This window comes from Frankia sp. CcI156 (genome assembly GCF_001983015.1).
GTDB classification, from domain to species: Bacteria; Actinomycetota; Actinomycetes; order Frankiales; family Frankiaceae; genus Frankia; species Frankia casuarinae.
Genome location: NZ_MOMD01000022.1, coordinates 14,230 through 29,059 on the forward strand (window position 1 = coordinate 14,230; position 14,830 = coordinate 29,059).

Annotated in this window: 12 protein-coding genes; all 12 read right to left on the reverse strand. The window is 70.6% G+C overall.

Annotated elements, in window-relative coordinates; translation table 11 throughout:
• Positions 1–368: 368 nt before the first annotated feature.
• A complete protein-coding gene (locus tag CcI156_RS10050; RefSeq protein ID WP_076805465.1) occupies positions 369–1,607 on the reverse strand; it encodes an acetate/propionate family kinase in 1,239 nt (412 codons plus the stop codon).
• Positions 1,608–1,639: 32 nt separating this feature from the next.
• Positions 1,640–4,048: a phosphoketolase gene (locus CcI156_RS10055; RefSeq protein ID WP_076805408.1), complete on the reverse strand. Its 2,409-nt coding sequence runs from the start codon at positions 4,046–4,048 to the stop codon at positions 1,640–1,642.
• Between the two features lie 65 nt (positions 4,049–4,113).
• Positions 4,114–4,911 carry an FAD-dependent thymidylate synthase gene (thyX, locus tag CcI156_RS10060; RefSeq protein WP_254847361.1) on the reverse strand — a complete coding sequence of 266 codons (798 nt, stop codon included), beginning with the start codon at positions 4,909–4,911 and terminating at the stop codon, positions 4,114–4,116.
• 445 nt (positions 4,912–5,356) lie between these two features.
• Positions 5,357–6,679, reverse strand: coding sequence for a histidine--tRNA ligase (gene hisS, locus CcI156_RS10065; RefSeq protein WP_076805409.1), 1,323 nt, complete (start codon positions 6,677–6,679; stop codon positions 5,357–5,359).
• A gap of 204 nt (positions 6,680–6,883) precedes the next feature.
• Complete coding sequence (locus CcI156_RS10070) at positions 6,884–8,512, reverse strand: UDP-glucose/GDP-mannose dehydrogenase family protein (protein WP_076805410.1); 1,629 nt, start codon at positions 8,510–8,512, stop codon at positions 6,884–6,886.
• The gene (gene galE / locus CcI156_RS10075; protein WP_076805411.1) at positions 8,490–9,557 is read right to left on the reverse strand and encodes a UDP-glucose 4-epimerase GalE; all 1,068 of its coding nucleotides are present in this window, start codon (positions 9,555–9,557) and stop codon (positions 8,490–8,492) included. Before galE ends, CcI156_RS10070 begins: the two co-directional genes overlap by 23 nt.
• Positions 9,558–9,583: 26 nt before the next feature.
• Positions 9,584–9,940 carry a hypothetical protein gene (locus tag CcI156_RS10080; protein ID WP_035731348.1) on the reverse strand — a complete coding sequence of 119 codons (357 nt, stop codon included), beginning with the start codon at positions 9,938–9,940 and terminating at the stop codon, positions 9,584–9,586.
• Between the two features lie 409 nt (positions 9,941–10,349).
• Positions 10,350–11,300 carry a UDP-glucuronic acid decarboxylase family protein gene (locus CcI156_RS10085; RefSeq protein WP_023840212.1) on the reverse strand — a complete coding sequence of 317 codons (951 nt, stop codon included), beginning with the start codon at positions 11,298–11,300 and terminating at the stop codon, positions 10,350–10,352.
• Between the two features lie 498 nt (positions 11,301–11,798).
• Entirely contained in the window at positions 11,799–12,299 is a 501-nt protein-coding gene (locus tag CcI156_RS10090) for a hypothetical protein (RefSeq protein WP_011437928.1), read from the reverse strand.
• Entirely contained in the window at positions 12,296–12,520 is a 225-nt protein-coding gene (locus CcI156_RS10095) for a hypothetical protein (RefSeq protein WP_023840213.1), read from the reverse strand. Before CcI156_RS10095 ends, CcI156_RS10090 begins: the two co-directional genes overlap by 4 nt.
• Before the next feature lie 65 nt (positions 12,521–12,585).
• Positions 12,586–13,320 carry a 4-hydroxy-tetrahydrodipicolinate reductase gene (gene dapB / locus CcI156_RS10100; RefSeq protein WP_011437929.1) on the reverse strand — a complete coding sequence of 245 codons (735 nt, stop codon included), beginning with the start codon at positions 13,318–13,320 and terminating at the stop codon, positions 12,586–12,588.
• A gap of 101 nt (positions 13,321–13,421) precedes the next feature.
• Positions 13,422–14,825, reverse strand: a complete 1,404-nt coding sequence (locus tag CcI156_RS10105) for a pitrilysin family protein (protein WP_139341471.1) — start codon at positions 14,823–14,825, stop codon at positions 13,422–13,424.
• Between the last annotated feature and the right edge of the window lie 5 nt (positions 14,826–14,830).

Consider the following 14,830-nt stretch of genomic DNA (forward strand, 5'->3'; position numbering starts at 1 on the left):
CCACCGGCGACCGGCGCGAGACCCGCGGGGGCCGCCGGGCCACCACACGCGGATACCATCCGGCCCAGCCCGGGGACGGCGCACCGCGCGGTGTCGGGCACCGCGACCGGGTCGGACGCCGATCGGACCCTGCCGTCACCGGATGGAGACGGATCGCGACCGGCCGGGCCCCGCTCGGGGACGACGGGACGACCGGCGAAGACAACACCGCACCGCACCGGACCGGACCGCGCAGCACCGTCCCACTCGCCGCGACAGAGCCTCCAGAGTACCGCCACCGGATCGTCCGGGCGGTGCCATCCGGCGGCGCGCGGGTCCGCCAGGATCGCACCCGCCACCCGGGACATTACCGTAATGCCGGACTACCATCACCCATTGCCACCAGCGAGGGCCGCCCGGGTCCCGCGGGCGATCTCCAGGTCCTCGCGTRCCTCGATCACGAGCGTGCGCACGGCGGCCCCCGGCACGCCGATCTCGCGCTCCGTGCCACCAGATGGGCCCGTACCACCAGATGGGCCCGTACCACCAGATGGGCCCGTACCACCAGATGGGCCCGTACCACCAGATGGGCCCGTACCACCAGATGGGCCCGTGCCGCCCGGCAGACCCGTACCACCGGCCCGGGCCGGATCGTTACGCTCGGGATCCACCGCCACGCCCAGGTAGCCGAGTCCGGCCGCGGCCCCGGCCCGCACGGAGGCGGAGTTCTCCCCGACGCCGCCGGTGAACACCAGGGCGTCCAGCCCGCCCAGCGCGGCGGTCATCGCGGCGATCCCGGCGCGCAGCCGGTGCAGGTAGACCGCCAGCGCCAGCGCGGCGGCAGGCTCACCCGCGGCGACGCCGGACTCGACATCCCGCATGTCCGCCGTCCCCGCGAGCGCGCGCAGCCCCGCCGAGGTGAACAGGCGATCGGTGAGCTCGTGCGCGCTCAGTCCCGCCTCCGTCTGCAGCCACAGCAGCGCGCCGGGATCCACGGTGCCGGACCGGGTGGCCATCACCAGGCCCTCCAGCGGGGTGAAGCCCATCGTGGTGTCCACCCCCACCCCGTCGAGAACGGCGGCGAGCGACGCGCCCGAGCCGAGATGACAGGTCACGATGCGCCGCGCCCCGGTGAGCGCGGCCGCCCGCCGGGAGACGTGGGCGTGGGACAGGCCGTGGAAGCCGTACCGGCGGATGCCATACCGCTCCCGCCACTCGGCCGGGATGGCGTAGGTGATGGCCTCCGCCGGCATCCGGCTGTGGAACGCCGTGTCGAAGCAAGCGACCTGCGCCACCTCGGGCACGGCCGCCCCGACCTCGTCGAGGGCGGCAAGTGCCGCAGGCTGGTGCAGGGGGGCGAGGGCGGTCAGCCTCCGCAGCCGCTCGGCCACGGCCCGGTCGACGACCACGGGTGCGGTGAAATCCGTCCCGCCGTGCACGATGCGGTGCCCGACCGCGCCCGGCTGGCCACCCTCGTGGGTGAGCTCGCGCAACGCGGCGATGACCCCGGCCGGGTCCACCCGACCGGCTGGCGCGGTGAGATCGCGCGCGGCGAGCAGGAMGTCGTCCGGGCCGATCAGCCGCAGCTTGAGGCTGGCCGATCCGGCGTTGACCACCAGGACGTTCATCGCGACGGGGCGGGGCTCGGTAGGGGCGAGGCTCAGTAGGGCCAAGTCCAGTTCCGGATCTCCGGGGCGTCCTCGCCGTGGTCCCGGGTGTAGGTCCGGGCCGCGAGCCGCGCGTCGATCATCTGCTGCCGGACGTGCGCGGCGCGGGCGCCCAGGCTCGGTACCCGGTCGATGACGTCCGCCACCAGGTGGAACCGGTCGAGGTTGTTCAGCATGACCATGTCGAACGGGGTGGTGGTCGTCCCCTCCTCGATGTAGCCACGGACATGCAGGTTGTGATGGTTGTGCCGCCGGTAGGTCAGCCGGTGGATCAGCCAGGGATAGCCGTGGTAGGCGAAGATGATCGGCCGGTCGGTGGTGAACAGCGCGTCGAAGCGGGCGTGCGAGATGCCGTGCGGATGTTCCGCCTCGTCCTGCAGGGACATCAGGTCGACGACGTTGACGACGCGCACCTTCAGATCGGGGAAGTGCTGGCGCAGGAGGTCCACCGCGGCGAGGGTCTCCAGGGTCGGGATGTCCCCGGCACAGGCCATCACCACATCCGGCAGCCCGTCGCCGGGCGCGTCGTGGTCGTTGCTGGCCCAGTCCCAGATGCCCAGGCCACGGGTGCAGTGGGCGATCGCCGCCGGCATCGACAGGTAGTTCAACGCCGGCTGCTTGCCGGCCACGATCACGTTGATGTAGTGCCGGCTGCGCAGGCAGTGGTTGCCGACGGAGAGCAGGGTGTTCGCGTCCGGGGGCAGGTACACCCGGACGACCTCGGCCTTCTTGTTCACGACGTGGTCGATGAATCCGGGGTCCTGATGGGAGAAGCCGTTGTGGTCCTRCCGCCACACGTGGCTGGTCAACAGGTAGTTCAACGATGCGATCGGGCGCCGCCACGGGATGTGCCGGGTGGTCTTCAGCCATTTCGCGTGCTGATTGACCATCGAGTCGACGATGTGGATGAACGCCTCGTAGCAGGAGAAGAACCCGTGCCGGCCGGTGAGCAGATAGCCCTCCAGCCAGCCCTGGCACAGATGCTCGGAAAGCACCTCCATGACCCGACCRTCCACGGCCAGGTGCTCGTCCGTCGGTTCCGTCCCGGCGTTCCAGACGCGGTCGGTCACCTCGAAGAGCGCACCCAGCCGATTGGAGGCGGTCTCATCCGGGCCCATCACCCGGAAGGTGCTCGGATTGGCGGCCACCACGTCCCGTAGGAACGCGCCCAGGATCCGGGTCGGCTCGGCGAGGGTGGTCCCGGGGGCGGTGACGTCGACCGCGTAGTCACGGAAGTCGGGAAGAGTCAGATCACGCAGCAGCTCGCCCCCGTTGGCATGCGGGTTCGCACTCATCCGCCGGGGACCGCGGGGGGCGAGCGCGGCGAGTTCGGCCCGCGGGGCGCCGCCGGCATCGAAGAGCTCCTCCGGCCGGTAGGAGCGCAGCCACGCCTCCAGCTGGGCCAAGTGCCCGGGGTTGTCGTGCAACTGCGCGACGGGCACCTGGTGGGACCGCCACGTGCCCTCGACCGGCAGGCCGTCAACAGTGGCCGGCCCGGTCCACCCCTTGGGGGTCCGCAGCACGATCATCGGCCAGGTGGGGCGCTCGGTGCGGCCGTGGCGGCGGGCCCGGTCCTGGATCTCGTGGATCTCGCCGACGGCGGCGTCCAGGACGCCCGCCATCCGCTGGTGCACCGCGGCCGGGTCGTCCCCGACCACGAAGTACGGATGGTACCCGTAGCCACGCAGGAGCGCGGTCAGCTCCTGCTCGGGGATGCGGGCCAGGATCGTCGGATTGGCGATCTTGTAGCCGTTGAGGTGCAGGACCGGCAGCACCGCGCCGTCGCGACCCGGGTCGAGGAACTTGTTGGAGTGCCAGCTCGCCGCGAGCGGGCCCGTCTCGGCCTCCCCGTCCCCCACGACGGCGCAGACCACCAGGTCGGGATTGTCGAAGGCCGCGCCGTAGGCGTGGGTCAGYGCGTAACCGAGCTCGCCGCCCTCATGAATGGACCCGGGAGTCTCCGGCGCGACGTGGCTGGGAATTCCGCCGGGGAAGGAAAACTGCCGGAACAGCCGCCGCATCCCCGCCACATCCCGGCYGATCGAGGGGTAGACCTCGCTGTAGGTGCCTTCCAGGTAGGCGTTCGCCACGATGCCGGGACCGCCGTGACCCGGACCGATGATGTAGATGGCGTTCAGGTCCTTTGCCCGGATCACGCGGTTCAGATGGGCGTAGATGAGGTTCAGGCCGGGAGTCGTGCCCCAGTGCCCGAGCAGGCGCGGTTTGACGTGCTCCGGACGCAGCGGCTCGGTGAGCAGGGGATTGTCGAGCAGGTAGATCTGTCCGACGGACAGATAGTTCGCCGCTCGCCAGTAGGCGTGGATGAGGTCAAGCTCCGCCGGGGACAACGGCCCCGCGGCCGGATCCGCCCCGCTCCGCTCGGCGTCGACGACGCTCGTCATCGGCTGTACTCTTTCTCTTTCTCCCAGTAAATCAATAGACGGCCGGCGGCGGGAAGGTCCGGCGCTCAGCCCTCCCCCACCAGCKGGCTGGAGGCGACCTCGGTGCCGTCATCCAGCGTCGAGATCCGGAAGTCGGCGAACACGTTGGGCGCCACCCGGAGCAGTTCCCGCAGGACGGCGACGGCAAGCCCGCGGATCTCCACGTCGGCATGCTCACTCGCCYGCATCCCGATGAAGTGCCGCCACGCCCGGTAGTTCCCGGTGACCACGATCCGGGTCTCGGTCGCGTTCATCAGCACCGACCGGGCCGCCTGGCGCGCCTGCTTGCGCCGTGAGATGGGCGCGGAAACGTCGGCGAACCGCTTCTCCAGACCTTCCAACAGGCGCCCGTAGGCCTCCAGCGAGGCCGCCGCGGCCTGTTGGAACAGGGCGTGCAGCTCCGGATCGGCCGCGATGACCTCCGGTTCCACCACGGCGGCGTCCCGCTCGGGGACGTAGCGCTGGGAGAGCTGGCTGTAGGAGAAGTGCCGGTGCCGGACCAGCTCATGGGTGAGGCTGCGCGACACCCCGGTGAGATAGAGCGATACGGTCCCGTGCTCGAGCACGGACAGATGCCCGACGTCGAGAATGTGCCGTAGGTAGCCGKCGTTGGTCGCGGTCGCYGGATTCGGCTTGTTCCAGCTCTGGTAGCAGGCCCGCCCGGCGAACTCGGCGAGGGCCTGACCGCCGTCGGCGTCGGTGCTCCAGGCCACGTCGTCCGGGGGGATGAACTCGGTCTTGGCGATCACCTGGACCCGAAGCCGCACGGACGTCGGTTCGGACGTCGGTTCGGACGTCGGCTGCGACACTGCCACCTCCATCATCCATCATCTGGACGCGGGACCCGTTGCCCGGTCGCTGGCGGACTCCGCCCACGATAGACGGCGCCCATCCGCCGGGGCGCGGGGACCTCACCCGGCGGCGGCATGCACCCGGACGCCAGGCCTGCAATCACCCGACCGGGCCAGCAATCGCCCAACCGGGATCGTGTCGGCATCCACTTACCCGTCCGGTCACCCGATCGACGCGCGGGGATTGGCAGTCACGACCCGCGTGGTACACCGGAGGTGGACGCCTCGTCAGTCCCCAGCGACGAGGAGTCGCAGTGCCCGCCCTCACGGCGTGGCATGGCGCGGCCGGGGATCTCCGCCCCCGTCAATCCCCGGCCGCCCGGCCACGTCACGACGGACAGCCTCCCGGCGATGGCGCGGCGGCACGCCCGCCGCGCGCATCGGACCGCGGGCTGCGCACGACCCCCGGGCCCGCCGGTCAGCCCGCGGACGGGGTCCAGGTCGCCGGGTCCGCCGCGGACTGGTCCCCGGTGGCCATGTTCTTCACCTCGTGCGCCCGGCCATCGTCGAAGGGCGGGAACCAGACGAATCCGATGCCCTTGCGGGAGGCGTAGCGGACCTGCCTGGCCACCTTGTCCGGCTGGTGGTAGGTCTCCACCCGCAGCCCCCGGGTGCGCAGCTCGGCGGCCGTCGCGAGGGCGGCGGCGCGGCGCGGCGGGGCGGGGATCACGACCAGCACGTCGGCGGGGCTGGACGGCCCGGTGGTGAGCAGGCCCTCGGCCAGGAGCTTGGCGAAGATGCGGGTGAGGCCGATCGAGATCCCGACGCCGGGGAGGTTGCGGCGGATGAAGGAGCCGGCAAGGTTGTCGTACCGCCCCCCCGAGCAGATGCTGCCGAAGTCCGGCCAGTCGACGAACTTCGCCTCGTAGACGGTCCCGGTGTAGTAGTCGAGACCGCGGGCGATCGAGAGGTCCGCGACCACGTCGCCGGCGGGCAGGTCGGCGAGATCGCCGAGAACCGCGGCGAGCTCGTCGAGCCCCTCGGAGAGCAGGTCCGATTTCACCCCGAGCCGGCGTACCTCCTCGACGACGCCGGGATCGCAGCCCCGAATGCCCGTGAGCTCCAGGCAGGCGCGCACCTGGTCCGGGTCGAGCCCGACCGCGGTGGTCAGCAGCCCCTCCACCCCCGCGAGGCCGATCTTGTCGAGCTTGTCGGCGACCCGGATGACGGCCAGCGGATCGCCGATGCCCAGACCCTCGTAGAAGCCCTGGAGCACCTTGCGATTGTTGATGTTGAGGGTCCAGGGCGGAACGCCGAGGGTGCCCAGGACCTCGTGCACGATGCGGGGAAGTTCCGCGTCGAAGTGCAGGGGCACCTGATCAACGTTGATCACGTCGATGTCGCACTGGGTGAACTCGCGGAAGCGGCCCTCCTGAGGACGCTCCCCCCGCCACACCCGCTGGATCTGGTAGCGCTTGAACGGGAACACGAGGTCGTTGAAGTGGGCGGCCACGTACCGCGCGAAAGGCACTGTGAGGTCGAAGTGCAGGCCGAGGCGGGCGCTGTCGTCGTCGGCGTCGGCCTGCAGGCGGCGTAGCATGTAGACCTCCTGGGAGGTCTCCCCCTTCGCGGTCAGCACCTCGAGCGCCTCGACCGAGGGGGTCTCCACCGAGCAGAAGCCGTACCGCTCGAACGTCGCTCGGATGGTGTCGAGCCAGCGCTGCTCGACGAGACGGACCTCGGGCAGCCACTCGGSAAATCCGCTCACGGGCAGGGGACGGACGATCGGCGCGTCACTCATCGCCGCGGAATCTCCTCATCATCTCGAACGGACGGGCACCTGCCGCCCCGGGCACGGTCAACCGCGAAGCCGGGTGGCAGTCACCGATGTCGAGCGAGGAGACGCATAAGCAGCAGCCTATCGCGTGGGGCTCGTTGACCTCACAGCCGGAGAGCGATTCCACGGCGGGGATGGGGCCCGTTCCACCGGGCCCCATCCCGTCGATCACACCGGGTGCCCCGCGCGCGCCTCGACCTCCGCGAGCCGCGCACCCGTCTCGCCGCACTGCTCGACCGGCGCCGGCGGCGCTCCGTCCCCCCGGTGCCGCTGCTCCGGCAACGAGCTCGGGATGACGCCGGTCGGCCGGCCGGGGGCCAGGTAGACCCATCCGGCCTGGCGCCACTGGTCGGCGTCGAGCGCGTGCCGGGCGTCCACCACGACCTTGCGCCGGACCACGGCCCCGAGCCGGGCCGGGTCCAGGTCGGCGAACTGGCGCCACTCGGTGAGCAGGACCAGCGCGTCGGCCCCCTCGACCACGGCCTCGACGGAGTCGCTGTAGGCGAGGCCGGGCAGGGCCTGCCGGGCGTTGTGCGTCGCGACCGGATCCACGACCGTCACCCCGGCGCCGGTCTCGGCCAGTAGCCCCGCGACCGCGAGCGCCGGGGAGTCCCGCACGTCGTCGGAGTTGGGCTTGAACGCGGCGCCCAGCACGACGAGGCGCCGGCCGACCAGCGTGCCGTCGAGGGCCGCGGTGACCAGGTCCACCACACGGTCCCGGCGACGATTGTTGATCTCGTCGATCTCACGCAGGAAACGCAGCGCCGCACCGACCCCGAGCTCGTCTGCGCGGGCCTGGAAGGCCCGGATGTCCTTGGGTAGGCAGCCGCCCCCGAACCCCACCCCCGGACGCAGGAAGTTCCCGCCGATGCGCACGTCGTGGGACAGCGCCTCGGCCAGCGTCAGGACATCGGCATCGACCGCCTCGCACACCTCCGCCATCGCGTTGATGAAGGAGATCTTCGTCGCGAGAAAGGAGTTGGCCGCCGTCTTCACCAGCTCGGCCGTCGCGTAGTCGGTCACGATGACCGGCACCCCCTGGGCGATCACCGGCGCGAAAGCGGCCCGCAGCGCTCCCTCCGCAGCCGGGGAGGCGACACCGAAGACGAGCCGGTCCGGTCGCAGGGTGTCGGCCACCGCGAAGCCCTCCCGGAGGAACTCCGGGTTCCAGGCCAGCTGGACGCCGGCGAGATCGCTGGAGATGTCGGCGGCGGGCTCGTCCACCTCGTCATGGCCCAACCCGTCATGACCCACCTCGACGCGGCCCAACCCGTCGGCCCCCGCCGCGCCGGGCGCCGTCTCGCCCGCGACCGGGCGGTTCGCCGGGGCGAGCTGCGCGATCGTCCGGGCGAGCCCCGCAGCCGTGCCGGCCGGCACCGTCGACTTGCCGACCACGAGGCACGGCCGGGTCAGCAGCGGCGCGAGGCGCTCGATGGCGGCGTGCAGGTGGCTCAGGTCCGCCCCGTAACCGTCGGCACGCTGGGGGGTGCCCACACAGACGAAGTGCACGTCGCCGAACTCGRCAATCTCCTCGAAGGAGGTGGTGAAACGCAGCCGTCCGGTCCGGAGGTTCGCGCGCAGGAGGTCGGCGAGGTCGGGCTCGAAGAACGGGATCTCCCCCGCGGACAACCGCTCGATCTTCGAATGGTCGACGTCCACGGCGAGCACCTCGAAGCCAAGCTCCGCCATGCACACCGCGTGGGTGGCCCCCAGGTACCCGGTGCCGATGACGGTCAGGCGTGGACGAGGCCCGGTTCCGGGCGCCGCCGCATCATCAAGGCTGTCCGACGAGCTCATCAGGCTCCTCCTCATCGTCGTACCCCCCTGGATTGAGACGCTGAAACTCCCAGGCGTCCCGGCACATGTCCGCGACATCCCGGCGGGCTGACCAGCCGAGTGCCGTACGGGCGAGCGCCGCGTCGGCGACCAGGGCGGCGACGTCCCCCGGCCGCCTCGCCACGACGCGACTGGGGAGATCACGAGCGCAGGCCGCGGAGAAGGCCGCGAGCAGTTCCCGCACGGAGGTGCCAGCGCCGGTCCCGAGGTTGATGACCCGATGTCCCGCCTGGTCATCGAGATGATCGAGAGCGAGTCGATGGCCCTCCGCCAGGTCGACCACGTGGATGTAGTCGCGTACGCCCGTGCCGTCGGGCGTGGGGTAGTCGTCGCCGAAGATGGACAGCTCCGGGCGCCGGGCGACCGCCACCTGGGCCAGGTAGGGCATGACGTTGTTCGGCACCCCACKGGGATCCTCGCCGAGCAGGCCCGACTCGTGCGCCCCGGCGGGGTTGAAGTATCGCAGGGACGTCACGTGCCAGGACGGATCCCGGGCGCAGAGGTCGGCGAGGATCTGCTCGCACATCCATTTGGTGCGCGCGTAGGGATTGGTCGGGCGGGCCGGCGTGTCCTCGGCGATCGGTACCTTGTCCGCCGCTCCGTAGATTGCGCACGAGGACGAGAAGACCAGCCGGCGCACGCCGTGCTCCGCCATCACGCGGAYCAGACCCAACGTCGCGTTGACGTTCGTGTCGTAGTACTCCAGCGGGATGTCGACCGACTCGCCGACGGCTTTGAGAGCGGCGAAGTGAATAACGGAATCGATCTTCCATCGGCGGAACACGTCACCGAGCGCCGCCCGGTCACGGACATCGAGCCGCACGAAGTCGATGTCGCCGTCCACCACCTTACGCAGCCTGTCCAGCACCCGCGGTGAGCTGTTGACGAAGTTGTCCACTCCCACTACCCGATGACCCGCGGCGAGCAGGTCCACCCAGGTATGAGAGCCGATGAACCCCGTCGCCCCGGTCACCAGGACCGTCTCGGCTCGACTCGTCGACGTCATAGCTCGGTTATCCACTTCTTCGGTGATCAACTGAAACAACTCGTCACCGGTGCTCCACACCGGCCCGGAACAACCGATCCCGGCAGCAGGATCAACCCGACGGCGGCTAGGATCCGTACCACGGCCACGGCCACGGCCACGGCCACGGCCACGGCCACGGCCACGGCCACGGCCACCGCCACCGCCACCGCCCTTCGGCTGGACCGCGCGGTCCCGACCGTTCGGGCAGCGAACACCGCGATGGGCACGGGCACACCCGGGGCGACGGACATCGGGCACAGCAGAACATAACCCCCAGGTCGGTGCATCGCCGACCTGGTAGCGGCCGCGGCGATCCCGGTGAACCAGACGATCGGCGCGAGCAGGAGCCCCGGTCCGGTCACAGCGCCAGCGTCGGGTAGTGCACGGCCGGTGGCAAGAACCGCGCGCACGGCACCCGGGACCGGCGGCCCACGTCCCGGAAGAAGATGTCCGGGAGGTGGCGTGGCCACGGGAACTCTCKGGTCACCATTGCCGCGGACGTCCCGGGCCCGTCGCCGTTCGCCCACGCATCGGCGGCGAGGGCCCCGCCTCGGCCTGAGCGCGCACGGCAGGTAGGTGGCGCTGACATCCTCGGCGGGTTGCGGACCAATGCCACCGATCTCACGTAACGCGGCGGTGCACACGGCGTGGCGCCGGCCATCACGAACCCTCCCCCCGCAAACAGAAAGTCACGTTCCCCGCGCGGCCACGTTCCTGGAAAGCCACGTCCCCGGAAAGCTCGGTGGCGGGGCGGGACACCTGTGACGCCGGTCAAGCGACCTGACGGCTCTCCGCGAGCTGGCCGGCGAACCAGGAGATCGTCCGGGTGAGCCCGTCGTGCAGGCTCGTCTTCGGTTCCCAGCCCAGGAGGGTCCGGGCGAGGGTGATGTCGGGTTGACGCACCGAGGGGTCGTCCTGGGGCCGCGGGACGAAGGTGATCGGCGCCGTCGATCCGCACAGGTCACGGACGAGCACCGCGGTGTCGAGGATCGACATCTCGTGCGGGTTCCCAATGTTCACGGGCCCGGGCAGGTCCGAGTGCAGAAGTCGGACGATGCCGTCGATCAGGTCGTCGACGTAACAGATGGACCGGGTCTGGGTTCCGTCACCGGCGACCGTGATGGGCTCGCCCCGCAGCGCCTGGGAGATGAAGGCGGGAATGGCGCGACCGTCATCGACCCGCATCCGCGGGCCGTAGGTGTTGAAGATGCGGACAATACCGGTGTCGACACCGTGCTTGCGCCGATAGGCCATGGTCACCGCCTCGGAGAAGCGCTTGGCCTCGTCGTACACACTGCGCGGGCCGACCGGGTTCACGTTGCCCCAGTAGCCTTCCGGCTGGGGATTGACCTGTGGATCGCCGTAGGACTCCGAGGTCGAGGCGAGCAGGAACCGAGCATTCTTCTGCCGCGCCAGGCCAAGGGCGTGGAAGGTACCGAGCGAGCCGACCTTGAGCGTTTCGATCGGCAGCTCGTAGTAATCCACCGGAGATGCCGGGGACGCAAAGTGCAACACGGCGTCGACCGGACCAGAAACATAAATGAAATCATTCACATCCCGGTTGACCAGGCGGAAACGTGGGTCGGCGAGCAGATGCTCCACATTCTCCGGCCGGCCGGTGATGAAGTTGTCGAAACAGATGACCTCGTAGCCGCCGCCCAGTAGGCGTTCACAGAGATGACTGCCCAGAAAACCGGCGCCGCCGGTCACTATCGCACGCAMGTCGTGTGCTCCCGGATCTGGAATACAGAGGACCCCGGAGAGTGCCCGTCGATCGCTGTCCGGAGTCCGGCGACGACGGGCGTCCTCCCTTGAGCCATGCGAAGGAGGCGGCGCATCCGATCAGATCGCGCCGCGAGGCCAGGTTGGAGGATCGGGGGAAACGGACATCAAATGATCGGAGATCAGAGGATCAGTAGCTGCTCACCCGCCGGAGCACTCAGCATGGACACTGCCGGACCGATCTCGAATGGCCGCAGGACACGAACACCGCACTACCCCCCAGTAGTCTGATGGCCGACAACGCCGACCCTCTGCGGCATCGTACACAGGTCATCGACGCGTTAAGTACGCGGCCCGGCCCAGTCTCCCTCCTAGCCACGTCGATACGATATAACCACCCGTCACCGATGGCGCCCGACTCCCTACGGGAGATGTCAATGGCCGTCCCGGAGCCGCCTGCATTGGATGAGCAATTCACCGCCAGGGGACGGAGCACGGTCACCCGCGGGAGTGCCGCTCAAGGACGATCGCGTGACGCATCGCGGCGCGTCCCCGGCGGGTGTCCCCGGCATCTCCATAGGAGACCGCGAGCCGGTACCAGCGACGCCATTCACCCGGCGCCGCCTCGACCTCCGCCCGACGCTGGGCGAACGCGGCGTCGGCCGAGGCGCGGTCGATCCGGCCCGACGGCCGGCGCACGAGAACCGGCTCGTCGGCACGGGCGCCGGGGTCGAAGCCGCGGGCGGTGCCGGACTCGACGTCAGCCGTCGCATCCGCGGCTACGTCGAACATCCGGGCAAGCCGCTCGGTGTCGCGGCCGAAACGCAGCTCACGCAGGATGACGACGGCGCCGATCATCGGAAGCAGCACGACACCGAGACCGAGTCCACGGGCCGCCCAGCGATCGTCGCCGAGCAACTGGATTCCCCGCCACCCGATCAGCCCGAGGTAGAAGCCACACGCCGCGACGAGCACGGCCACCAGCCACCGGGCCCTCACCTGGACGCCCCACCGGATGCCGACGCCACCGGGCCGTCCGGATCCAGCCGGATCCGCGCCCCGGGTGCCGCCAAGGTCGCCACGACCGGCATCCGCCGCTTGACCAGGGAGCACACGTCGTCGGGGCGCGCCCGGGCCAGGCAGCTGAACGTCGTACCAAGATCGATACCAAAGACGCTACGGGTACCCGCCGGGAAACGACGGTCAACGTGTCCGACCACATCCGGAAACCTATCTTTCGCGGCCCGTGGTGGCAGCAGACACCTGCCCCAAGATGCCCGCGGCGCTAGTCCAGGTCGAGCAGCGACTCCAGACCGACCGTGAGTCCCGGTCGCTCGCCGACCTTCCGCACGCTTAGCAGCACCCCCGGCATGAACGAGGTGCGGTCGTAGGAATCGTGTCGCAGGGTGAGGGTCTCCCCGGCGCCCCCGAGCAGGACCTCCTGATGCGCGACGAGCCCGGCGAGGCGGACGGCATGCACCGGCACGCCATCGACCCGGGCGCCGCGGGCACCGTCGAGGGCGGCGGTTGTCGCGTCCGGGCCGGCCACCGGCAACCCGGCGGTGGTACGCGCCGCGGCGACCAGCTGCGCGGTACGCCGGGCGGTGCCGCTCGGCGCGTCGGCCTTGCCGGGATGGTGCAACTCGATGATCTCCACCGAGTCGAAGAACCGGGCGGCCCGGGCGGCGAACGTCATCATCAGCACGGCGGCTACCCCGAAGTTCGGCGCGACGAGCACCCCGACCCCCGGTGCCGCGGCCAGCCAGCCACGCAGGGTCGCGAGCCGCGGCTCGTCGAAGCCGGTGGTGCCGACGACGACGTGCTTGCCGGCCTGGACGCACCAGCGGAGGTTGTCCATCACCGCGTCGGGGGTGGTGAAGTCGACGACGACGTCGGCCGCGGCGAGCGCACCACGGTCATCGCCGGTGCCGAGGGCCGCGACCAGCGCCAGGTCGGCGGCGGCCTCGACGGCGGCACACACCGTCGACCCCATCCGTCCCCGTGCACCGAGCACCCCCACCGCTGTCCCGGTTACCGGGACAGCGCCGGTTACCGGGACAGCGCCGGTTACCGGGCGGGACTCGGAGTCGGACATCGGTGAACCTCTCGGGACGAGAGTCGCTAACGGGCGACGGCGGCGCTGAAGTCGTGGTCGTCGAAGGGTCCGATGACGCCCAGGGCCCAGGACTGGTCCAGCAGCTCCCGCGCGATCGCGGTGACATCGTCGAGGGTGACCGCGTCCACCCGGGCGATGATCTCGTCGACCGACAGGACCTCACCGTGGACGAGCTCGCTCTTGCCGAGGCGGCTCATCCGGGATCCGGTGTCCTCCAAGCCGAGGATCATCGAGCCGCGGTTCTGCCCACGGGCCCGGTCGAGTTCCTCGGCACTGATCCCGTGCTCGGCGATCTGGCGTACCTGCTCACGGGCGAGCTCGAGGACCACGTCGGCACGCTTGGGGGCGCATCCGGCATAGACGCCGAACAGGCCCGCGTCGGCGAAGTGGGAGGCGAACGAGCCCACCGAGTACGCCAGCCCCCGCTTCTCCCGGATCTCCTGGAACAGCCGCGAGCTCATCCCACCGCCCAGCGCCGTCGACAGCACGCCGAGCGTGTAACGGCGCGGATCGTGCCGGGACAGTCCCCTGGTGCCGAGCACGAGATGCGCCTGYTCGGTCGGCCGGTCGGTCACGACGATGCCGGGCGGCGGCGGGTAGTCGTACGATCCGCCACGCACCTCGAACGGCTCGGCRCTCACCGTCAGACGGTCGGCGAACGCCTCGGCGACCAGCGCCAGCGCCCGGTCGTGCGCCAGGTTGCCGGCGATGGAGACCACCATCGCCGGCGGGACGTACCGGGAGCGGTAGTAGTCCGCGATGGTCTCCCGGCCCAGCCCCTCGATCGACTCGGTCGTCCCGAGCACCGGGCGGCCGAGTACCGACGACCCGAGCATCGCCGCCGCGAATACGTCATGGACGAGGTCACCCGGGTCGTCCTCGTACATGGCGATCTCCTCCAGGATCACGCCACGCTCGGCCTCGACGTCGTCGGCTGTCACCAGCGAGTTGGTGACCATGTCGGCGATGACGTTGACGGCCATCGCGAGATCGGAGTCGAGCACCCGCACGTAGTAGCAGGTGTACTCCTTGCCGGTGAAGGCGTTGATGTCCCCGCCGACCGCCTCGACCGACGCGCTGATAGTCAACGCGTCCCGGCTGGGCGTGYCCTTGAACAGCAGGTGCTCCAGGTAGTGGGAGCATCCGGCGGTCACCGGCGTCTCGTCGCGCGAGCCCACCGCGACCCAGACGCCGATCGCGACCGAGCGCACCCCGGGGACCCGCTCGGTGATGACCCGCAGACCGCCGGGGAGCACGGTGCGGCGCGCCGTGCCGTCCAGCAACGATTCGCCACTGACTCCGCCAGCAGCGAGCAGGTGCGCGGCCCGGGCGCCGGGAACCGGCTTGTTCCGCGGCGCGCCGGCGGTCCCCGCTGAGCAGGTCAGGTCGGGCGTGGGAGTGTCGGACACGACGG